This window comes from Candidatus Pantoea gossypiicola, from assembly GCF_008632075.1.
In the GTDB taxonomy this organism is placed as follows: domain Bacteria; phylum Pseudomonadota; class Gammaproteobacteria; order Enterobacterales; family Enterobacteriaceae; genus Pantoea; species Pantoea gossypiicola.
Map to the genome: position 1 here is coordinate 450796 of NZ_VWVM01000001.1, position 20875 is coordinate 471670.

General features: G+C 56.0%; 19 protein-coding genes and 2 pseudogenes. 8 read left to right on the forward strand and 13 right to left on the reverse strand.

The genetic code is table 11. The features are described from left to right. Positions 1 to 135: 135 nt before the first annotated feature. Positions 136 to 3252: a multidrug efflux RND transporter permease AcrD gene (gene acrD, locus F3I20_RS02070; protein ID WP_150038300.1), complete on the forward strand. Its 3117-nt coding sequence runs from the start codon at positions 136 to 138 to the stop codon at positions 3250 to 3252. 99 nt (positions 3253 to 3351) lie between these two features. On the opposite strand, the gene ypfM is transcribed toward acrD, so the two are convergent. Beyond that, positions 3352 to 3414, reverse strand: coding sequence for a protein YpfM (gene ypfM, locus F3I20_RS24615; protein ID WP_376747919.1), 63 nt, complete (start codon positions 3412 to 3414; stop codon positions 3352 to 3354). Between the two features lie 412 nt (positions 3415 to 3826). Between ypfM and F3I20_RS02075 the strand changes: the two genes are divergently transcribed. From F3I20_RS02075 to F3I20_RS02085, 3 genes are read left to right on the forward strand one after another with little or no spacing between them, the layout of a single operon-like run. Further along, on the forward strand, positions 3827 to 4195 hold the full coding sequence (locus tag F3I20_RS02075) for an ArsC family reductase (RefSeq protein WP_150038302.1): 369 nt from the start codon (positions 3827 to 3829) through the stop codon (positions 4193 to 4195). 1 nt (position 4196) lies between these two features. Beyond that, on the forward strand, positions 4197 to 5324 hold the full coding sequence (gene dapE, locus F3I20_RS02080) for a succinyl-diaminopimelate desuccinylase (protein ID WP_150038304.1): 1128 nt from the start codon (positions 4197 to 4199) through the stop codon (positions 5322 to 5324). Between the two features lie 22 nt (positions 5325 to 5346). After that, positions 5347 to 5535, forward strand: coding sequence for a YpfN family protein (locus F3I20_RS02085; protein ID WP_003848800.1), 189 nt, complete (start codon positions 5347 to 5349; stop codon positions 5533 to 5535). 31 nt (positions 5536 to 5566) lie between these two features. Here F3I20_RS02085 and ypfH read toward each other — a convergent pair whose 3' ends face one another. From ypfH to dapA, 6 genes are all read right to left on the reverse strand, one after another. Further along, complete coding sequence (gene ypfH / locus F3I20_RS02090; protein WP_150038306.1) at positions 5567 to 6247, reverse strand: esterase; 681 nt, start codon at positions 6245 to 6247, stop codon at positions 5567 to 5569. A gap of 73 nt (positions 6248 to 6320) precedes the next feature. Beyond that, positions 6321 to 8294: a tRNA(Met) cytidine acetyltransferase TmcA gene (locus F3I20_RS02095; RefSeq protein WP_150038323.1), complete on the reverse strand. Its 1974-nt coding sequence runs from the start codon at positions 8292 to 8294 to the stop codon at positions 6321 to 6323. Continuing rightward, positions 8294 to 9160 (reverse strand): KPN_02809 family neutral zinc metallopeptidase, encoded by an 867-nt coding sequence (gene ypfJ / locus F3I20_RS02100; protein ID WP_150012535.1) that lies wholly within the window; start codon positions 9158 to 9160, stop codon positions 8294 to 8296. Before ypfJ ends, F3I20_RS02095 begins: the two co-directional genes overlap by 1 nt. A gap of 140 nt (positions 9161 to 9300) precedes the next feature. Beyond that, the gene (gene purC / locus F3I20_RS02105) at positions 9301 to 10014 is read right to left on the reverse strand and encodes a phosphoribosylaminoimidazolesuccinocarboxamide synthase (RefSeq protein ID WP_013358686.1); all 714 of its coding nucleotides are present in this window, start codon (positions 10012 to 10014) and stop codon (positions 9301 to 9303) included. Positions 10015 to 10159: 145 nt separating this feature from the next. Further along, complete coding sequence (gene bamC / locus F3I20_RS02110; protein ID WP_150012537.1) at positions 10160 to 11191, reverse strand: outer membrane protein assembly factor BamC; 1032 nt, start codon at positions 11189 to 11191, stop codon at positions 10160 to 10162. A gap of 14 nt (positions 11192 to 11205) precedes the next feature. Then, positions 11206 to 12084, reverse strand: coding sequence for a 4-hydroxy-tetrahydrodipicolinate synthase (dapA, locus tag F3I20_RS02115; protein ID WP_010260008.1), 879 nt, complete (start codon positions 12082 to 12084; stop codon positions 11206 to 11208). Positions 12085 to 12227: 143 nt separating this feature from the next. Between dapA and F3I20_RS02120 the strand changes: the two genes are divergently transcribed. Next, complete coding sequence (locus F3I20_RS02120) at positions 12228 to 12809, forward strand: glycine cleavage system transcriptional repressor (protein WP_150012539.1); 582 nt, start codon at positions 12228 to 12230, stop codon at positions 12807 to 12809. Between the two features lie 151 nt (positions 12810 to 12960). Further along, positions 12961 to 13428, forward strand: coding sequence for a thioredoxin-dependent thiol peroxidase (gene bcp, locus F3I20_RS02125; RefSeq protein WP_010260016.1), 468 nt, complete (start codon positions 12961 to 12963; stop codon positions 13426 to 13428). 106 nt (positions 13429 to 13534) lie between these two features. Here bcp and F3I20_RS02130 read toward each other — a convergent pair whose 3' ends face one another. The 5 genes and pseudogenes from F3I20_RS02130 to F3I20_RS02150 all read right to left on the reverse strand — a co-directional run bounded on the left by F3I20_RS02130 (position 13535) and on the right by F3I20_RS02150 (position 17526). After that, positions 13535 to 15100 (reverse strand): sensor domain-containing diguanylate cyclase, encoded by a 1566-nt coding sequence (locus tag F3I20_RS02130; RefSeq protein ID WP_150012541.1) that lies wholly within the window; start codon positions 15098 to 15100, stop codon positions 13535 to 13537. Between the two features lie 161 nt (positions 15101 to 15261). Then, positions 15262 to 15732 (reverse strand): annotated as a pseudogene (locus tag F3I20_RS02135) (metallophosphoesterase family protein); the annotation flags it as partial. Further along, positions 15726 to 16171 (reverse strand): annotated as a pseudogene (locus F3I20_RS02140) (LacI family DNA-binding transcriptional regulator); the annotation flags it as partial. The pseudogenes F3I20_RS02140 and F3I20_RS02135, both read right to left, overlap by 7 nt. Before the next feature lie 108 nt (positions 16172 to 16279). Continuing rightward, complete coding sequence (locus F3I20_RS02145; protein WP_033733500.1) at positions 16280 to 16888, reverse strand: DsrE family protein; 609 nt, start codon at positions 16886 to 16888, stop codon at positions 16280 to 16282. 32 nt (positions 16889 to 16920) lie between these two features. Continuing rightward, the gene (locus F3I20_RS02150) at positions 16921 to 17526 is read right to left on the reverse strand and encodes a DsrE family protein (protein ID WP_150038308.1); all 606 of its coding nucleotides are present in this window, start codon (positions 17524 to 17526) and stop codon (positions 16921 to 16923) included. 754 nt (positions 17527 to 18280) lie between these two features. Between F3I20_RS02150 and bepA the strand changes: the two genes are divergently transcribed. Both bepA and arsC read left to right on the forward strand, forming a co-directional pair. Continuing rightward, positions 18281 to 19744, forward strand: a complete 1464-nt coding sequence (gene bepA / locus F3I20_RS02155) for a beta-barrel assembly-enhancing protease (protein ID WP_150012547.1) — start codon at positions 18281 to 18283, stop codon at positions 19742 to 19744. Between the two features lie 44 nt (positions 19745 to 19788). Next, positions 19789 to 20130 (forward strand): arsenate reductase (glutaredoxin), encoded by a 342-nt coding sequence (arsC, locus tag F3I20_RS02160; RefSeq protein WP_150012549.1) that lies wholly within the window; start codon positions 19789 to 19791, stop codon positions 20128 to 20130. Here the strand turns inward: arsC and hda are convergent. After that, a complete protein-coding gene (gene hda / locus F3I20_RS02165; RefSeq protein WP_033743385.1) occupies positions 20127 to 20834 on the reverse strand; it encodes a DnaA inactivator Hda in 708 nt (235 codons plus the stop codon). The genes arsC and hda overlap by 4 nt on opposite strands. Positions 20835 to 20875: the final 41 nt, after the last annotated feature.

The window sequence follows — 20875 nt, forward strand, 5'->3', positions numbered from 1 at the left end:
ACGATTTCCCCCGCTGCCGCACGTAGAGTAAATGGCGGCGGAAAATCGTGGCATAGATCATCCGGTTTGCCCGCCAGTGCGCCCGTTGCCGGTGGGCCTGAACGCTTATGAAAGTTTCTGAGGAGTGTCGATTTAATGTCGAATTTCTTTATCGACCGTCCCATCTTTGCCTGGGTTCTGGCGATTCTGCTGTGCCTGTGTGGCACGCTTTCGATTATTTCGCTGCCTGTTGAACAGTATCCCGATCTGGCCCCCCCCAACGTGCGCATTACCGCCAACTACCCCGGCGCATCCGCCCAGACCCTGGAGAATACCGTTACCCAGGTCATCGAGCAGAACATGACCGGCATCGATAATCTGATGTACATGTCCTCGAACAGCAGCAATACCGGTCAGGCACAGATCACCCTCACCTTTACCGCCGGGACCAATCCCGATGAAGCCCGCCAGCAGGTTCAGAACCAGTTGCAGTCAGCGCTGCGCAAATTGCCGCAGGCGGTACAGTCGCAGGGCGTGACGGTCAATAAAACCGGTGACAGTAATATTCTGATGGTCGCCTTCGTCTCAACCGACGGCAGTATGGATAAGCAGGATATTTCAGACTATGTCGCCAGTAATATTCAGGACCCGCTGAGCCGTATTGACGGCGTCGGCCAGGTAGACGCTTACGGCTCGCAATATGCGATGCGCATCTGGCTCGATCCTAACAAACTGATCGCCTACGCGCTGACCACCGACGATGTGGTCAGTGCAATTCAGTCGCAGAACAGCCAGGTTGCCGTGGGTCAGGTCGGTGGTCTGCCATCTGTAGAGAAGCAGGCGCTGAACGCCACGGTGAATGCCCAGTCGATGCTGCAGACCCCCGAGCAGTTCCGGGCCATTACCCTGAAGAACAACCCCGACGGTTCCGTGGTGACGCTGGGTGATGTCGCCAGCGTGGCGCTGGGCGCAGAAAAGTATGATTATCTGAGCCGCTACAACGGCCAGCCCGCCTCCGGTCTGGGGGTGAAGCTCGCATCCGGTGCCAACGAGATGAACACCGATAAGCTGGTGCGCGCACGCATAGAGGAGCTGTCGCACTACTTCCCGCACGGGCTGGAAGCAAAAATTGCCTACGAAACCTCGCCGTTCGTTAAAGCATCGATCACCGATGTGGTGAAAACACTGCTGGAGGCGATCGTGCTGGTGTTTGGCGTAATGTACCTGTTTATGCAGAACTTCCGCGCCACGTTAATCCCGACTATTGCGGTGCCGGTGGTGCTGTTCGGTACTTTCAGCGTGCTCTATGCCTGCGGGTTCAGCATCAATACCCTGACCATGTTTGCCATGGTGCTGGCGATAGGACTGCTGGTGGACGATGCCATCGTGGTGGTGGAAAACGTTGAGCGCATCATGCACGAAGAGGGACTCTCGCCGCGTGCCGCCACGCGAAAATCGATGGGACAGATTCAGGGCGCGCTGGTCGGGATCGCGCTGGTGCTCTCAGCAGTGTTTGTGCCGATGGCGTTTTTCGGCGGTACCGTCGGCGCTATTTACCGTCAATTCTCCATCACCATTGTTTCGGCGATGGTGCTGTCGGTGCTGGTCGCGATGATCCTGACACCGGCGCTGTGTGCCACCTTGCTGAAACCCGTGGCGAAAGGTGAGCAGCCTGAACGTCGCGGCTTCTTCGGCTGGTTCAATCGTCACTTTAATCGCAATGCTGACCGCTATGAGCGCGGCGTTGCAGGCATTCTGCGCCGGGGGGGCCGCTGGCTGCTGCTGTATCTCGGCATTATCGGCCTGATGGCGTTTCTGTTTCTGCGTCTGCCCACCTCGTTTCTGCCGCTGGAGGATCGCGGCGTCTTCCTGACTCAGGTCCAGCTTCCGGCAGGCGCAACGCTTGAGCAAACCGCCAGCGTGGTCGCGAAAGTCGAACACTATTACCTCACCGAGGAAAAGGCCAACGTGCTGTCGGTTTTCTCCACCATCGGCGCTGGCCCGGGCGGCAATGGGCAGAACGTGGCGCGTCTGTTTGTGCGGCTGAAAGACTGGGAAGATCGGCCCGGTGCCGATCGCACCTCATTCGCCATTATCGATCGTGCAACTCAGGCGTTTCAGAAGATTAAAGAGGGGCGTGTGATTGCCAGCAGTCCGCCCGCCATTACCGGCATGGGCAGCAGCTCTGGCTTTGACATGCAGTTGCAGGATCACGCGGGTATCGGTCATACGCAACTGATGGCGATGCGTGACAAACTGCTGGAGATGGCGGGCAACGATAAGTCGCTATCGCGGGTGCGGCACAATGGACTGGATGACAGCCCGCAGCTGCGGATCGATGTGGATGCCCGTAAAGCGCAGGCGCTGGGCGTGTCGCTGGACACCATTAACGACACCCTGACTACCGCATGGGGCTCCAGCTATGTGAATGACTTCCTGGATCGTGGCCGGGTGAAAAAGGTCTATGTGCAGGCCGCCGCCGAATTCCGCATGCTGCCGGACGACATCAACAAGTGGTACGTGCGCAACAGCAGCGGCAAAATGGTGCCCTTCTCTGCGTTTGCCAGCAGCCGCTGGGAGACCGGTTCACCACGTCTTGAACGTTACAACGGCTATTCGTCGCTGGAGATTGTCGGCGAAGCGGCGAATGGCGTCAGCAGCGGTACGGCGATGGATGAGATGGAAAAGCTGGTGAATGCCCTGCCGCTGGGCGTCGGGTTCCAGTGGACCGGTGCTTCATATCAGGAACGGCTCTCGGGCTCGCAGGCTCCAGCGCTTTATGCGATTTCGCTGCTGGTGGTGTTCCTCTGTCTCGCGGCGCTGTATGAGAGCTGGTCGATCCCGTTCTCGGTGATGCTGGTGGTGCCGCTGGGTGTGGTGGGCGCGCTTATCGCCACCTGGATGCGCGGGCTGGAGAATGATGTCTACTTCCAGGTTGGCCTGCTGACGGTGGTAGGACTATCCGCCAAAAACGCCATCCTGATTGTTGAGTTTGCTAATGAGATTAACAGCAGAGGCCGTGAACTGGTGGAGTCCACGCTGGAGGCGTCGCGTCAGCGTCTGCGGCCGATTCTGATGACCTCCCTGGCCTTTATTTTTGGGGTGCTGCCGATGGCAATCAGTAGCGGTGCAGGTTCCGGCAGCCAGCACGCCGTGGGAACCGGCGTAATGGGCGGGATGATCTCCGCCACGCTGCTGGCGATCTTTTTTGTGCCGCTGTTCTTTGTGCTGGTCCGCCGTCGCTTCCCGCTGAAAGAGAAACCGCACGACTAACGCTAAATAAAAAGCGGCCCCTGAGATCAGCGGCCGCCTTATTTCTGTGTGTGGTAAGAATGTCAGCAAGCGGGAATGTCCTGCTTTAATCTCCACGTGTTACTTGTTGCGTAACATCGCTTCGATGAATTCTTTCCAGGTTCCCATTTCAGTGTCAATCATAATGCCCTCTCTTATTGTGCTGGCAATATTACGCGCTTTTTTTAAGCAGGTGAATACGTTTACACCTGTTATACCTATCGGCAAGCCTCACAAAAACATGAATGTTACTGATTCTGGAAGCTGACGCACATTTCAGCAACTCCTTAACCTCATTGAAAATAATTTATTTTAAGCCCAGCGGTAGACTATTTTATCAACATGGCGAAATTCTTAAACACGCATTGATAAGCAGGGTAATAATTGCCTGCGAAATTGATAGCGTTTACCCGCGGGGACATAACGACTGGGTGTGCAGGCTATCCGGACCGATTCCCGCGCCAGCGCGGATGCCGCAACCGATCACACTATGCTAAACTCGCGCTTTGGCTGCTTTTTCAGCTTTCTCTTCTCACAGGACAAAAAGGATCGGGCAATGAGCACGCAGTGGGTGATGTTCGGGATTAAAAATTGCGACACCATAAAAAAAGCCCGGCGCTTTTTGACAGATGCAGGCGTTGATTATCATTTTCACGACTACCGTGCCGATGGGCTGAGCGATGCCCTGCTACAGGAATTTATCGATGCGCTGGGCTATGAAGCCCTGCTTAACACACGCGGCACGACCTGGCGTAAACTGCCCGAGGCTGATCGTGAAGCGGTTAACGATGCCAGTAGCGCCAAAGCGCTGATGCTGGCGCATCCCGCCATGATTAAGCGTCCGCTGTTGCGCACCCGGGATGGCTCCCTGCTCGCCGGTTTCAGCGAAGCCACCTATCAGAATGCTATTCAGGAGAAGCCATAATATGTTTTGCCCGGTCATTGAGTTGACGCAGCAGCTTATTCGTCGCCCCTCTCTCAGCCCCGATGATGCCGGTTGTCAGGCTCTGCTGATCGCCCGTCTTGAAGCCATTGGCTTTAAGATTGAAACGATGAACATCGACGATACCCTGAATTTCTGGGCCACCCGTGGCGAAGGTGAAACGCTGGCGTTTGCCGGTCACACCGATGTGGTGCCGCCTGGCGATGCCAGCCGCTGGATTAACCCGCCATTTGAACCCACCATCCGCGATGGCATGCTGTTTGGCCGTGGCGCGGCTGACATGAAAGGCTCACTGGCGTCCATGGTGGTGGCCGCCGAACGCTTTGTGGCGGTGCGTCCCAATCACCGGGGCCGCCTCGCCTTTATGATTACCTCTGATGAAGAGGCCAGCGGGACCAACGGCACGGTTAAAGTGGTTGAGCGGCTGATGGCGCGTCGTGAACGCCTGGACTACTGTCTGGTCGGCGAGCCTTCCAGTACGGAAGTTGTCGGTGACGTGGTGAAAAATGGTCGACGCGGCTCAATTACCGCCAACCTGACGGTACACGGTGTGCAGGGCCACGTCGCCTATCCGCATCTGGCGGATAATCCGGTTCACCGGGCGATGCCCGCGCTGACTGAGCTGGTCGCGACGGAGTGGGATCAGGGAAATGAGTTCTTTCCGGCCACCAGCATGCAGATTGCTAATGTCCAGGCGGGCACCGGCAGCAACAATGTGATTCCCGGCGAGCTGTTTGTGCAGTTTAACTTCCGCTTCAGCACTGAACTTACCGATGAAATGATCCGCCAGCGGGTCGCTGAGTTGCTGGATCGTCATCAGCTGCGTTACACCATCGAGTGGAAACTCTCGGGTCAGCCCTTCCTGACCTCACGCGGTAAGCTGGTGGATGCCGTCGTGAAAGCTGTAGCGCACTATAATGAAATTAAGCCGCAGTTGCTGACCACGGGCGGCACCTCCGATGGCCGGTTTATCGCCCGGATGGGCGCGCAGGTGGTGGAGCTGGGGCCGGTGAATGCCACCATTCACAAAATCAATGAGTGTGTGAAAGCCTCCGACCTGCAGATGCTGAGCCGGATGTACCAGCGCATCATGGAACAACTGATCGCCTGACGGCGACGTTAAGGAGCAGCAAATGGAATTTATTAAAGATTACTGGTGGATCCTGGTGATCCTGCTGATGGTTGGCGTGCTGATGAACGTTTATAAAGATCTGAAACGCATCGATCACAAAAAATTTATGGATAACAAACCTGACCTGCCGCCGCATCGTGATTTCAACGATAAGTGGGATGACGACGACAACTGGCCGAAGAAGAAGTAAACGAAAAAGCCCCTGCAATGCAGGGGCTTTTTTACATCATTGCGATAACGTCATCGTCACCCGGTTTTGCGCCGCTTAACGCCTCATCAAAGTAGCGTTTTGGCACCGTATAGCGCAGATGATTCAGCGCCAGCTCCATGCTGCGGTTATCAATGGCGTGCGCCAGATCGTCAACGATATCCAGCGTGACGTCGCCACCGCAGGCAGTCAGCCGCTGTTCTGCCTGCCGGGCGTGGTGCATCGGGATCTGCTCGTCATAATCACCGTGGATCAGGTGAATCGTGGTGCGGGTGCTCGCTTTCTCTGGCAGGGTAATAAACCGGCCGTTAAACACCACTGCGCGACCTGCCAGGTCCGGATGGGCTTTAACCCCTTCCAGTACCATACTGCCGCCCTGCGAAAAACCAACTAAGGCTGTCGCTTCCGGCCGCACGCCACTCTTTTTTTGCCAGTGACGCACCGACGCAACAAACTGCGGCATTGCCGCATCAACCCGCTGCTGAATAGTCTGATCGTGCAGGTCAGTCTCGCCAAACCACTGACGACCCACGCCGGGTGAACCGACAGAAACCACCAGCGCGTCGGGAAAGGTTTTCGCAAACCAGTTGCCAATCTCACCCATTGAATCCGGGTTATCGCCAACGCCGTGATAGAGCAGAAACAGCTGTGCGGTAGTGGCAGGCTGTTGAACGATTACATATTTCAGTGTCATGTTGACCTCCGGTGTTCACTCTACGCCGCCTGGCACAAAATGATATGAGGATAATTTGAACCAGCTGGTCGAATTATTTCAACGGCCGGTGCAGCGCGTCAGCAGTAACGCCCAGGCTTTCGAGGGCTGAAGCCGCCTGCTGACGTAGCTTAGCTATCAACGCTTTGCGGCCGCTTAAGCCCGCCTGCCGGGCCAGGTCGCTTAGCGCATCAGGTGCAGCAACCGCGGAGGCCAGCAGCGGTACGGAGACGGCACTGGACTCTACCAGGCGCTGCAATACCGGCAGACTCGACTCAAGTGGCCGCTGCGACCAGGCGAAACCGACGGCCAGATAGCTATCCTGAGCAGTTAATTCGTCGTCCGTGGTCTTATCAAACTGCAGTTCCAGCGCGATATGCTGCCGCAACCGCGGCCAGTCACGCGCCAGCTGTTCTGCTGCCCGGCGCGTCAGTGCATCACCCGCAGCAGAACAGGGCAATAGTGCCATCGCCGCGTAGCAGCCGCTGCTGGCTTCCCGCTGACTGCCGATCCTTACCAGAGTAAAGCCGCAGGCGCGCCAGAACGCCCAGAGTGATTCAGTGTAGCCGAAGCTGACAGAGAGGTAGTCGTGATCGGCAGCCGCATTAGCCGCCGCAGCAACAAGCTGCTGTCCGGTTCCCCGACGACGGCTCTCCGCCGCCACAGCAATCCGGCTGATGCGTTGCGATCGCAGGGTTGCCGCCTCAACCAGACCGGCGTGAGCGGCCAGCGACTGTGCAACCAGATTGCCGCGCGGTCGCCGGGTGCCCGCCCAGACCGCCTGCGCCAGCTCAGGTTCCAGCCCCCCCTCCTCCACCAGCCAGAGCGCGCCCTGTAACGCGGGTGCATCGCCCGCCCGCCACAGCTGCATACCGGGTGCATCCAGCAGGCGGCGCAGATCAAGCGGCGACGTGCGATAGTGCGCGCTGGTGAGCAGACGATAAGCGGCATCCAGCGCGCTGAAATCATGCCGTTCAACACGATGCGGTGTTAACGGAGAATCGGGCACAGTGGCGCTGGCATCCTCAAACAGCAGCGCCTGATTCAGCCACTGCTCCAGCGGATCAAAACGCGACCAGCGTAGCGGCTCGTCCAGTGTGAAATAGTGAACGCCGGTAAGCCCGGCGCAGAATTTAAGGATAAAGCCGCGCCCGCTGCCTTCATAGCCCTGAACGGTGGTGGTGAGCAATACGCGGGGATAGCGGCTGACCAGCTCCTGCAACAACGGTGCCGGGATCGCCGCTGCTTCATCCACAATCAGCCACTCCACCTGGAGCGGCGTCTCCAGCGCCAGCAGTGCATCGGGTGCCATAAAGTGAAAATGGTCAGCGGCAAAAGCAGCCAGCACCTCTGTTGAGGCTTTGGCCGGTGCCGTCACCAGGCAATGTCTGTTCTGCCGGGCCAGCATTCCCGCCAGCGCCGATTTACCTCGTCCACGGGCAGCGGTCAGTACGGCGACCCCCGAGGGCAGCGCCATCAGCTGCTCGAGGATCGCCTGCTGTTGCTGTGGTGCCTGACAGTGCCACTGCGGCCAGTCCGGCTGCGCCGGAAAACGGCAGGGCTGATGCTGTCGATCCAGCAGCACCTGGTCATCCGCCAGGATTAGCTGTTGCAGGTGGTGAACAAAATGAGGGGTTGCGATGGGTTCAGCGACGTCCGCCCAGCGCAGGCTGTCGCTGTCAGGCTGTTGCGACCACGCTTGCCAGGGGGGTACCAGCAGCAGCAGCCAGCTTCCGGCGGTGAGCGTACCCGCCAGCGCCGCGAAAGCCTCGGCATGAAAGCCCTGGCGGGCATCGAATATCGCATGATGGAATTCGCGTCCCAGCAACGTGCGTACTGCGCCAGGTGTTTTATGCAGGTGTGACTCTTCAGATGAAGCAAAGAATAGCGGTGCCGGGCTTAGCTCCAGCCAGTCGCCAGGCAACGCATCACGCCACGCCGCAGCCCGACCTAAGCACCAGGCCGGGTCGCCGCTGATGACTGCCAGACGACGCACACCGGCCTGTTGCATAAGCTGCGTTGAGATCATCAGTTGCTGGCGAAGGTGTTGCACTGTCCTGGATCGCCACCATCAAACCCGCGCTTAAACCAGGTGTAGCGCTGCTCAGAGGTGCCGTGGGTGAAGCTGTCCGGCACGACGCGGCCCTGACCTTTCTGCTGCAGACGGTCATCGCCAATCGCCTCAGCGGCATTCAGCGCTTCCTGCAGATCGCCTGCTTCAAGGATGTTTTCCTTCTGCATATAGTGTCCCCAGACACCGGCAAAACAGTCCGCCTGCAGTTCCATTTTGACGGAGAGCTGATTCACCTGCTTTTCGCTGGCACCCTGCTGCATTTCACGCACTTTCGGCTCAATGCCCAGCAGTTTCTGGACATGGTGGCCCACTTCATGCGCGACGACGTAGCCCTGGGCGAAGTCACCGCCTGCGCCCAGCTTGGTTTTCATCTCGTCATAGAAAGAGAGGTCGATGTAGACAGTCTGATCGGCAGGACAGTAGAACGGTCCCATCACCGACTGCCCGGTTCCGCAGCCGGTGCGGGTTGCACCGCGATACATCACCAGCTTCGGCGCTACATACTGTTTGTTCATCTGCTGGAACAGCTTGCCCCAGGTGTCTTCCGTGGTGGCCAGGATCACTTTCGTGAATTTCGCCGCCTCGTCATCATTGGCACTGACGCTGCGCTGTTGCTGCTGGCTGGTCGGTGCAACGTCACCCCCCGTCAGCAGTCCGGTCAGGTCATATCCGTAATAACCGGCGACTGCCACCACGATCAGTAACACGATACCGCCTTTGCCACGCGGCAGACGAATCTGGCGGCCTCCGCCACCTGAACCGAACGATTGATCGCGACGGTCCTCTACATTGTCGCTTTCGCGACGCCCTTGCCAGCGCATGCTGTATTCCCTCAGTCATTTTTCAGATGGCATGATTTTAGTTGTGTGACGGTGCAATCACCAGCTTTACCCTGAAATGAAACAAGGAGAGCCGGGGCTCTCCTTATTCTGTGTGCTTTCTTTCTGCGCTGCAGGCAAACTCAGTCGAGTTTCACGCCAAGCCGCTGTGCCACCGCTTCATAGGCTTCAACCACACCGCCCAGGCTCTGACGGAAACGGTCTTTGTCCATTTTATCCAGCGTCTCTTTGTCCCACAGGCGCGCACCGTCTGGCGAAAACTCATCGCCCAGCGTCACTTCGCCGTTAAACAGACCAAATTCCAGTTTGAAGTCGACCAGAATCAGGCCCGCATCGTCGAACAGTTTGCTCAGCACGTCGTTGGCTTTAAAGGTCAGCTCCTGCATCCGCGCCAGGTTCTGTTTGCTCACCCAGCCGAAGGTCTCACAGTAAGATTCGTTGACCATCGGGTCGTGCTTTGCATCATCTTTCAGGAAAAGATCAAACAGCGGCGGATTGAGCACAATGCCCTCTTCCACGCCCAGACGCTTTACCAGCGAGCCTGCGGCACGGTTACGCACCACGCACTCGACCGGCACCATCTCCAGCTTCTTTACCAGCGCTTCGGTATCGGACAGCAGCGCTTCCATCTGGGTCGGGATACCTGCTTCCTGCAATTTGGTCATGATGAAGTGGTTAAACTTGTTGTTAACCATTCCTTTGCGATCAAATTGCTCGATTCGGGCACCATCACCTGCTGACGTATCGTTGCGGAATTCGAGTATCAGCAGATCCGGGTTATCGGTGCTATATACGGTTTTCGCTTTACCGCGATACAACTCAGCTCGCTTTTGCATCTTGTTCACTCCAGACTTGAAATAACGGGTGTTCAGCGACCAGTGCCGCTGCGGCGATTGCCTTGACGCAATCGTTTACTTCGCCGCGCGCTATTATGCCAAAAACAAAATAAAAAGGCCGGAGAATCTCCGGCCTGAGGCAACTTTATTTGTTCAGCGCCGCCTGGAACACGGCCACCAGCGCATCGTTCTGCGACTGGGTCAGCACATGCCCTTTCGGGTCGATGAATTGCAGACTGGTACGGTTGTCGAGATCGCCGACCTGCACTTTGTAATCACCGTTTGGTAATTCCGGATCTTTTGCACCGACTGAATCCCAGTCGCTGCTGCCTGGTGACTTGTAGGTCACCTTCATGCTGCCGGTTGAGCGGGTGGTATCGGTCACTTCCATCCCGACGCGTTTCATCGCATCTGGCAGACGCTGCCATGCCACGTTGTATGGCGTACGCAGGATCAGCATGGGCAGACCGGTGTCATCTGCGCCGCTCTGGACATCAATAGCGCCACTTACCCGGCCTGATGCCGCGTTTTCACTGGCGGTATCAATCTTATCCAGACCGCTGCTGATTTCATTCAGCATCTGCGCGGTGTAACGCTGGATCTGCACAGGTGACGTAATGGTTTTACCATCCTGCTGCAGCTCCAGCAGACGCACGGTAAGCTGCTGCTGATAGCTCTGCGACTGCACGCTGATCTGATAGCGGCCACGATACTGCTGATCTTCATCAGCACGGTTCCACTGCACCCAGTCGGTCGTCAGCTGCTGACCGGCATCGTTACGTGAAGCAATCGGGAATTTGTTTGACTCAACGACGTTAACGACCCGTGACCAGACTGAACCGCGGCTGTTATCGATCATCAGCGCACCGGTATTATTGCTGAACTGCGCGCGCGTCCCGTTCATCAGCGCCAGCGGCTGGGCTGGCGGACGGATATCGAGCTGCTTGCCGGTTGGTGCCTGGCTGCTGGTGCGCGGCACATCATAGTCACCACGCTGAACCGGCAGGATCATACCGGCTGGCGCTTTCAGTTCACTTAACTGGCTGGCTTCAAGATAAGATTCGTCACCGCTGACCTGGCGCTTATAACGCTGATCGCTTGAACAGGCCGACAACAGCATCAGAGTAGAAAGCCCGACTACTGTGGCTACTGTTGACCGCTTTACTGAGTAATTCATTCAAACTCCCTAAATTATCGCAAACCCGCTTTCACCAGCGCCTGCTCCACTTTCGGCTGGCCGGCTGCAGTCAGTGGCGTCATTGGCAGACGCAGCGTGTCGTTAGCGATTAATCCTAGCTGTTTCGCAGCCCATTTCACCGGGATAGGATTGGGTTCACAGAAAAGCGTCTGGTGCAGGTGCATCAGACGCTGATTCAGGCGGCGTGCTTCAACGAAATTGCCCTGCTGTGCGAGTTGACACAGCTCGACCATTTCACGTGCAGCCACATTTGCGGTCACCGAAATGACGCCTTTGCCGCCCAGTTGCATAAAGTCCAGCGCAGTCGCGTCATCGCCACTCACCAGAATAAAGTCTTCATTGACCAGCTCTTGGATCTGACTAACCCGCGATAAGTTCCCGGTTGCCTCTTTGATTCCGATAATATTTTTAATTTCGGCCAGACGGGCAACGGTTTCCGGCAGCATGTCACACCCGGTACGCGAGGGAACGTTATACAGCATCTGCGGCAGGCTGGTGCTATTCGCAATCGCTTTAAAGTGCTGGAACAGCCCTTCCTGCGTCGGACGATTGTAATAAGGCGTCACGGTCAGGCAACCCACGACGCCGGAATTTTCAAAACGCTTCGTCAGAGAGATGCCTTCAGCGGTGGCATTTGCACCGGTTCCTGCAATCACCGGAATACGGCCATCGGCCAGTTCCAGGGTCAGCATCACCACATCACCATGTTCTTCATGGCTCAGGGTCGCAGATTCGCCTGTGGTGCCGACGGAAACGATCGCCGCGGTGCCGCTGGCGACGTGATAATCAATCAGTTTTTTCAGACTCGACCGGCAGACATTACCGCTGTCATCCATTGGCGTAACGAGTGCAACAATACTTCCCGTAAACATTGGCGATCCCCTCGACAAACAAGTGCTTCATGGTACGTTTTACACTTAGGGAAAAGCAAGCAAGCCACGCCATTCCCGCGCTTGTCAGCAGTTTTTTTTATGTTTACCTTATGGTTATTAGCGAAAGCAGAGGAAAAGCCATTTTGCCGCAATCTCAGCCTCATCATCTGGTGATCACCGCGCTCGGTGTTGACCGGCCGGGTATCGTCAATACGATTACCCGACACGTCAGCAGCTGCGGTTGCAATATTGAAGATAGCCGTCTTGCCATGCTTGGGGATGAATTCACCTTTATTATGCTGCTGTCGGGCAGCTGGAACGCGATTACGCTGATTGAATCGACACTGCCGCTGAAAGGCGCAGAACTGGAGCTGCTTATCGTCATGAAGCGCACCAACGCCGGGGTTCGTCCGCCGATGCCCGATACCGCGTTCATTCAGGTTGAAGTAGCCGACTCGCCGCATATTATTGAACGCTTTACCGATCTTATTGATAAGCATCAGATGAATGTGGCCGAACTGGTGTCGCGCATCACACCCGCGCAACACAATTTGCCACCAACGCTCTATATTCAAATGACCGCCCACAGTCCGACACGAACCAGCGGCACCACTTTTGAGCAGGCTTTTAATACCCTGTGTCAGGAGCTGAATGCGCAGGGAACGCTGCGTCTCTACAGTGTGTCTGATGCCGACAGCAGCGAATCTGTCAGCGCGGTACGCTAAGCTTTAGTTTATAAACCGGAGTGATTTCTCCACATGCCTGACGCGTGATCGGCTATGTGGTGAAATACCCCCTGATGGTAATGTTCCCTCTGGTCGTTTCGGTCCGGATGGTGTATTACCCACAGCCTGAATAAAAAAATGGAGAGATGTGATGAATCCACTGAAAGCCGGAGATACTGCACCTGCATTTAGCCTGCCCGATCAGGACGGCGAACACGTGAATCTGACCGACTTCCAGGGACAGCGCGTTCTGGTGTACTTCTACCCGAAAGCGATGACGCCAGGCTGTACCGTGCAGGCGTGCGGTCTGCGTGACAACATGGATGAGTTGAAAAAAGCGGGCGTGGAAGTCCTGGGTATCAGCACCGACAAACCGGAAAAACTGTCAAAGTTTGTCGAAAAAGAGCTGCTGAACTTCACGCTGCTGTCAGATGAAAATCATGAAGTCTGCCAGGCGTTTGGCGTCTGGGGTGAAAAAACCTTTATGGGGAAAACCTATGATGGCATTCATCGCATCAGCTTCCTGATCGATGCTGAGGGCAGGATTGAGAAAGTGTTTGATAACTTTAAGACCTCGAATCACCACGACATGGTGCTGGATTACGTTAAGTCAGCCTGATGTTAAGGGGCGCGGTAGCCTGACCGCCGCGCCCTGCTTATCTTCTTTCCCTTCACGCTTCCCTGCCGTAAAAAAGAGCCGCTATTTGTGCGATTAAGTCGTGCGATTAAGCTGCGGCAGCGATAACGCAGTTTCGCCCGGCATTTTTCGCCGCGTAGAGCGCCGCATCCGCCTGTTTCAGACTCGTTTCCAGCCCGGCATCCTGGGTGCCATTCCATGCCGCAACGCCAATAGACAAGGTAATTCGTCCTACATCTGTGAGCCAGGCTTCAGCAATACCCAGCCGTACGCGCTCCGCGATGATCTGTGCCTCATCCAGGGCCGTGCCCGGCAGCAGCATCAGAAACTCCTCTCCGCCGTTGCGACACACCACATCAGACTGACGGGCGCTGGCACGCAGCGTGCTCGCCACCTGCTGAATCACTCGGTCACCGACATCATGACCCCAGCTGTCATTGACGTTTTTGAAGTGGTCGATATCCAGAGCCAGCACCGAGAAAGGCTGGCGCAGCGTGCGGTAATACTCCAGCACCGCGTTCAGACCACGGCGATTAAGCAACTGGGTCAGCGGGTCGGTCTGCGCTTCCGAGCTAAGACGGCCAATCTTGTCCTGCAACAGACCAATACCGGTGAGCAGTGCACGTTTAACCTGAGCCGCCTCAAAATACCAGGCGGTGATGCCACCAATCTCTTTTGATACCCCCTGCGCATCCATCCGGCTGGCTTTGCGGGCCAGCTGGAAGAGTGGCCGGGCGATCAACCGCGCCAGCACCACGCCCACCAGCAGAGTCAGCAGCGCAAACGGCACCGAGTTTTTCAGGACGTTCATTAACAGACCAGAAAGCGGATCCAGCGTAACGTTAATCGGCTTCAGGGCCACCACTGTCCAGCCGGTGGTCGGCACGACAGCAAAGCCCGCCAGCTGGGCTGACTCACCCGGACCGGCAAGCATCAGCGAGCCATTGGTCTGCTCGTCGCGCGGACTGACGATGGCAGGCAGCGTTTTACCCACCAGCTGCCGGTTCTGGTGATACAACACCTCATTATTGCTGTCGAGCACATAGACCGTGGTGCCATCCCGGTAAAATTGCTCACCCAGCAGCGCATTCAGAATGCTTTTTTTCTTCAGATAAATGGTGCCGCCGATATAGCCCAGGTAGTCGCCATCGGCACTCCAGACGGGCCAGGAGACAAACACCAGCAGATTGTTGGCGGCAGAAAGAGTGGGTTTACTGATGATCGGCTGGCGGAGAGTCAGCGCTTCCCGTGAGGCGTCGCTGGTCAGGTGCATACCTTTCAGGGTCAACGACTCAGGCGAAATCGCTTTGATCACGCCCTGCGCATCCACTATCGCCACTGAGTTGAAACTGCTGGTCTGCTCGCGCAGGCGGCTGACTTCGCTTTCCAGCAATGCACCATTATTAAAGTCGCGACTGAGCTGGTTGGCGCTGTAATGTAGCTGTGACTGCGCGAGCTGAAAGAAAATCTCACTGGTAGAGGCCAGTTTGGCGGCGTAGGCCCGGTTGGCCTCAAGCGTGGTGTCAATCAGCACCTGGCGCTGAACCCGCCAGGTGGCGTAAAGCGTATTCGCGAGCGTGATAACAATGCTGACAATCACCAGCAGGGCGATCAGATTGCGCAAATCGGCCTTGGGCCGAAAGAGCTTTAACATGGCGTCGCCGCCCCGGAGATAAATGTCATGTCGTCAATGCCTGATTATTTTTTTAATGTGTGCCAGAAGCCCGGATATCCGGGCTTAAGTCTACACGGTGTCGGCATTTTTGAGCAGCATTAAGACAAATTTCACGCCTGAGAATCCAGATTTTACTGGCACTAATCGATTAATCCCTGACTATCGTAAAAAGGCCAGGGTCCCGAAAAGTGGCCAATCGCACACTGATGCGTGACCATTCCCTGCCCGGGTTGCCAGCAGTGCAGCAAAAAGCCGGGCGGTTCCAGAATAAAGTGAGCCGGCCCGTCGGGATGCAGATCCAGCACCACCTGATGCGATACACCCGGCGCGACACAGGCGATCGTGCCGGCAAAGCGGGTCTGCAGACTGCGATGCAGATGACCACACAATACCCTTTCAACCTGCCCATGGCGGGCGATAATCGCTTCCAGAGCCTGCGGATAACGTAATCGTTGCCGGTCCAGCCAGTGCAGCTGTAGCTCGTCCAGCTCACCCCAGGGCTGTTGCGGTACGCTGGAGTCCAGCGCCAGCAGCCTGACGCCGCCAACGCTGAGCTGTCAGTTCAGGGTGGGTCCCGCCTGCAGATAGGCGTGATCCGGGAAAGCGGCACGTTGTGGGTCAGCACGAATGGCATCTTTGCTGCCGCCAGCGTCGGCAGCAGCGCACTGCGGTCGGCGTCTGCCACCGTAAGAACCAGACCGGCGACACGCTGGTGCAGCATATGTTCGACAATGGCCGCTTCCCGCTCCGCCTGATAATCACTGGTTGCCACCAGCAGCGCATACCCAGCCTGACGGGCCTGCTGCTCCATCGCCTGCAGTTGCAGGGCAAAAACCGGATTAAGCAGTGAAGGCAGCAGTACGCCAAGCGTGGTGGAGTGTTGGGTACGGAGTTGACGGGCAATATGATTCGGACGAAAACCGATCTGTTCCTAGGCGGCAAGCACCTTTTGCAGCGTGCCCGGTTTCAGCAGATGAGGAGCAGAGAAGGCGCGCGCGGCGGTTGCGCGGGAGACCCTGCCAGTCGGGCTACGCTGATTAAATCTGTCATTACAGCCTCGTCGATCGCATTGCGACGTAAACTAGCGGCGTTATATGACAGACGCATCACGTTAACATGACCGGCAGGTGACAGCGGCAGTGACGCCGCTGCAGGGAATTAAAGCATCAGGAAGGCGTAACCGCTGTTTTCCAGCGTGGCAACGGTGGTGCCGCTGGAGATGGTATGGGTGACCATCGGGTCGATCCAGTTGCGATCGAGCTGATGAAACGCTACGGACTGGTCGCAGATAGTGACCTGAACGCCCGCTTTTTTCAGTTCGCTGATCAGCTTCAGGTTCGGGTTATCCACGCCGTAGGCTTTGCTGAACTGGTCATTATTCAGCGCTGACGACACCGCGTCGCCGTTTATCGACACCACAAATTTGAGCTGGTCGAGTGGCACACCCGCCGCATAATAGAGGTTGGTGACACGCGCTACACGCTCCAGGCCCAGATTCGGCTTACGAATATCGCCGTCATTGTGGTTAATCTGAAAAACAATTTTATTACTCAGACCCGCTGTGGTGCCGGGTTTAAATGCCGGCGTATCGACATAATGTATTTTGCCGTAACCTTCAATCGCTGGCGTACTCCAGAAATCAGCGGGCTCAGATTTATTATCTGCCATTTTGCCGCTGACCTTATCGAATAATTCTGGCAACTGTAAAACATTGCCGCCAATAAATCCTGCTACGGCTGCCATTACTACTAACGCTGCTGGACGCATTAACTCTTCTCCCGGTCGTTTAAAAACATCAATTACATTGCCAGCCACGCGTACCCCTGGTTTTGCAGGGTTGATACGGTGGTCGGACTGGAAAGCGCATGGATAACTGATTTATCAATCCAGTTATTCGGATAGTGATGGAATGCCACGGACTGATCGCAGACCGAGACTTTCACTCCCGCCTGATTCAGCTCATTAATCAGCTTCAGGTTTGGATTTTCGATGCCATAAAACTGTTTGAAATGGGCGTTATCCAGCATGGCGGGCGTTGCGTCACCCGTAACCGAAACCACAAACTTCAGCTGGTCCGCTGGAATGCCGGAGGCGATATAGAGATTCACTACGCGCGCCACGCGTTCCAGTCCCAGATTCGGTGCGGTCATCGCGCCGTCGCTGCGGGTAATCTGGAAAACAATTTTGTTGCTCAGGCCCGCTACCGGTTTAAACGCGGCGTCAGACTCGTAATGAATTTTGCCGTAGCCTTCAATCGCCGGGGTGCTCCAGAATCCAGCAGCTTCCTGTGGCTCGGTTGCAAAATGACGTGTCACTTTGTCGTAAATATTGCCACTCTGTGTGACAGCCGCGCCAACGACGCCGCCAATAATGGCGATTAACGCGTATGAAACAACTGAACGCATAACACTTCTCTCCGGCAAATAATGTTTGTCAGATTCAGGGCAGAATCAGGTCGGCTATCTATACCACAGCGCAGGATTAATTCTCGCTTCTGTAAATTCAGGTCAACGCGCTATTGATAACTGCTGAAATTATTCACTGAGAGAATTAATCGAAGATTTTTATCATGCAGAAAAAAGAGTCTTAGCAGGAGTGGATCTGACTATCGGGAATTTAATCTCTGCCTCCTGAGTTGATGCGAAAAAATAACAGCCATGCTTAGCTGGAATCAGGGAGATGGGCGCAGGAAAATCGATTTAATTTATCAATGACGCAGAGACATTTTGCGGCTCAGCGTGGGCTATTTTTTCAGAGTAGACCTGGAAAAAGACGTGCCATATTCAGTTTTTCTGATTGAATTTACATAACTTTAAAAAAAGAACATTTACCGTTGCGGATGTCTGTCAGCAGATTCTGCTCTATTCTGGCGAAGCGCGGCGGGAATGAACAGATAAGTGGCAACTTAGCTGCTCAGGATCCCGGTAATACCTCCCCGGATTTATCTCGTTTAACTGCGGTTTAAGTTGGCAGGATGTTCAGTTTTTTTCGTCAAAATCTGCGATCTTGCACAAATTACACCAGGCACCGGTCAGAAAACGACATTTCTTTCTTTTGATGCTCTGGTTAAGATAGTCGCGAACCGCCGTTATCTGCGAAAAATGGAACATTCCCGCTGCGCACCTGTCCATTTTCAGGGCCTCTCTACAGGATTAAGGCATGTTGAACCGGTTAAAGAAAACGCTAATCGCCGCGCTCCTCCCGACGCTCATTTTCACCACTTTGACACCGGCCCACGCTGATGTCAGTGATTCGCTTCCCGATATTGGCACCACGGCCGGTTCGACGCTGTCGATTAATCAGGAACTGCAGATGGGCGACTTCTATGTGCGCCAGCTGCGTGCCAGTGCGCCGCTGATCAACGATCCGCTGCTTAATCAGTACATTAATCAGCTGGGACAGCGGCTGGTCTCGCACGCCGACGCCGTAAAAACCCCGTTCCACTTCTTTCTGATTCAGAACGATGAGCTTAACGCCTTTGCCTTCTTCGGTGGCAACGTAGTGCTGCATTCGGCGCTATTTCGTTTTACCGAAAATGAAAGTCAACTGGCGTCAGTGATGGCGCATGAAATTTCACACGTCACCCAGCGCCATCTGGCGCGAGCCATGGAAGATCAGAAGCGCAATGCCCCGCTCACCTGGGTCGGTGCCCTGGGCTCGATACTGCTGGCGATGGCGAGTCCGCAGGCGGGCATGGCGGCGCTGACCGGCACCCTGGCGGGTACGCAGCAGGGGATCATTAGCTTTACGCAGGGCAATGAGCAGGAGGCGGACCGCATTGGCATTCAGGTGCTGCAGCGCGCCGGATTCGACCCTCAGGCGATGCCGAACTTTCTGCAGAAGCTGGCCGATCAGAGCCGCTTCTCCTCTAAGCCACCTGAAATTCTGCTGACGCACCCCCTGCCCGACAGCCGACTGGCGGATGCCCGCAACCGTGCTAACCAGATGCGCCCGGTCGTCGTGCAGTCTACTGAAGATTTTTACCTGGCGAAGGTGCGTGCGCTGGGGATGTACGCCACCGGACGTAATCAGCTTACTGACGAACTGCTGAGTCAGTATGCCAGCGGTAATGCCCGTGAGCAGCTGGCGTCACAATATGGCAAGGCCATACAGTTTTTACAGGCGAAGAGCTATGCCGATGCGAAGCGGATCATGACGCCACTGCTGGCGAAACAGCCCAATAACGTCTGGTTCCTCGACATCATGTCAGACATCGATATCGGCCTGAATCAGCCACAACAGGCGATCGCCCTGCTCACCGCCGCAACCGGTGCCAAAAACAGTCCGGTGGTGCAGCTCAACCTGGCGAATGCCTATGTTGAAGCGAAGCAGTATGCCAGTGCCAGTCGTATTCTGAACCGCTATACCTGGGCCAATAAAGATGATCCCAACGGCTGGGACTTACTGGCACAGGCTTCTGCACAGCAGGGACTGAATGATGAAGAGTTGTCGGCACGGGCAGAGAGCCTGGCGCTGAATGGTCAGCTTGATCAGGCCATTACCGCGTTAGGCAGCGCCAGCGCACAGGTGCCGCTCGGCAGCCTGAAACAGGCGCGCTACGATGCCCGTATCGATCAGCTGCGTCAGTTACAACAGCGCTTTAAGCAGTATCAGAAAGGCTAAGCCCTCGCGCTGCCAGCGCGTTGCGAATAAAAGGAGAATCCCAGATGGTGACGATTTACCATAACCCGCGCTGCAGTAAGAGCCGCGAAACGCTGGCGCTGCTGAACGCGCGCGGCATTGAGCCCGAAGTGGTGCTCTATCTGCAGACGCCGCCCGATCGCGAGACGCTGCAAATTCTGCTACAGAAACTGGGAATGCAGAGCGCACGAGAGTTGATGCGTACCAAAGAGGCGATCTACAGCGAGCTGGCACTCGGCGACAAAAACGAAAGTGCGCTACTGGATGCCCTGGTAGAAAATCCGGTGCTGATTGAAAGGCCGATTGTGATCAATGGCGATAAGGCGCGGATCGGACGTCCGCCAGAAGCCGTGCTCGACATTCTTTAAAGGCCGAGCGTCTCTTTAACAAAGGGAATGGTGAGTTTACGCTGCGCGCTGATCGAGGCGCGATCAAGCCGATCCAGCGTATCAAACAGCGTGCGCATTTCCCGATCCAGTCGTTTCAGCAGGAAGCGCCCCACATCTTCCGGCAGCTCAAAACCACGTAATCCGGCACGGAGTTGCAGCGCCTGCAGTTTGTCTTCGTCGGAGAGCGGCTGCAGGCGATAGATCTGTCCCCAGTCCAGCCGCGAGGCGAGATCGGGCAGTTGCAGATTCAGCTGGCGTGGCGGACGATCGCCGGTAATAAACAGGCGCGTATTGCCGGTTTCCAGAATGCGGTTATAGAGATCGAAGATCGCCATCTCCCACTCCGGTTCGCCTGCAATGCACTCAATGTTATCGATACAGACCAGTGACAGCTGCTCCATCCCTTCCAGTACGTCCGGAACAAACCAGGTGCGTTTATCCAGCGGAACGTAACCGACCGCTTCGCTGCGCGCGGACATTTCGGCGCACGCGGCGTGCAGCAGATGGCTCCGCCCGCCGCCTTCGCGTGACCAGAAGTAGAGATAGCTGCCATGTTGTTGATTGAGAGCGCCTTTGAGTGCGGCAATCAGCGACGGGTTTTCCCCCGGCCAGAAGCTGGAGAAGGTTTCATCGTCGGGTAAATAGAGTGGCAATGACAATTGTGCCGGCGTGTTCAGAAGCACCTCAGCAAGAGAACAAGCAAAAAATCGGGGGAAGTCTAACA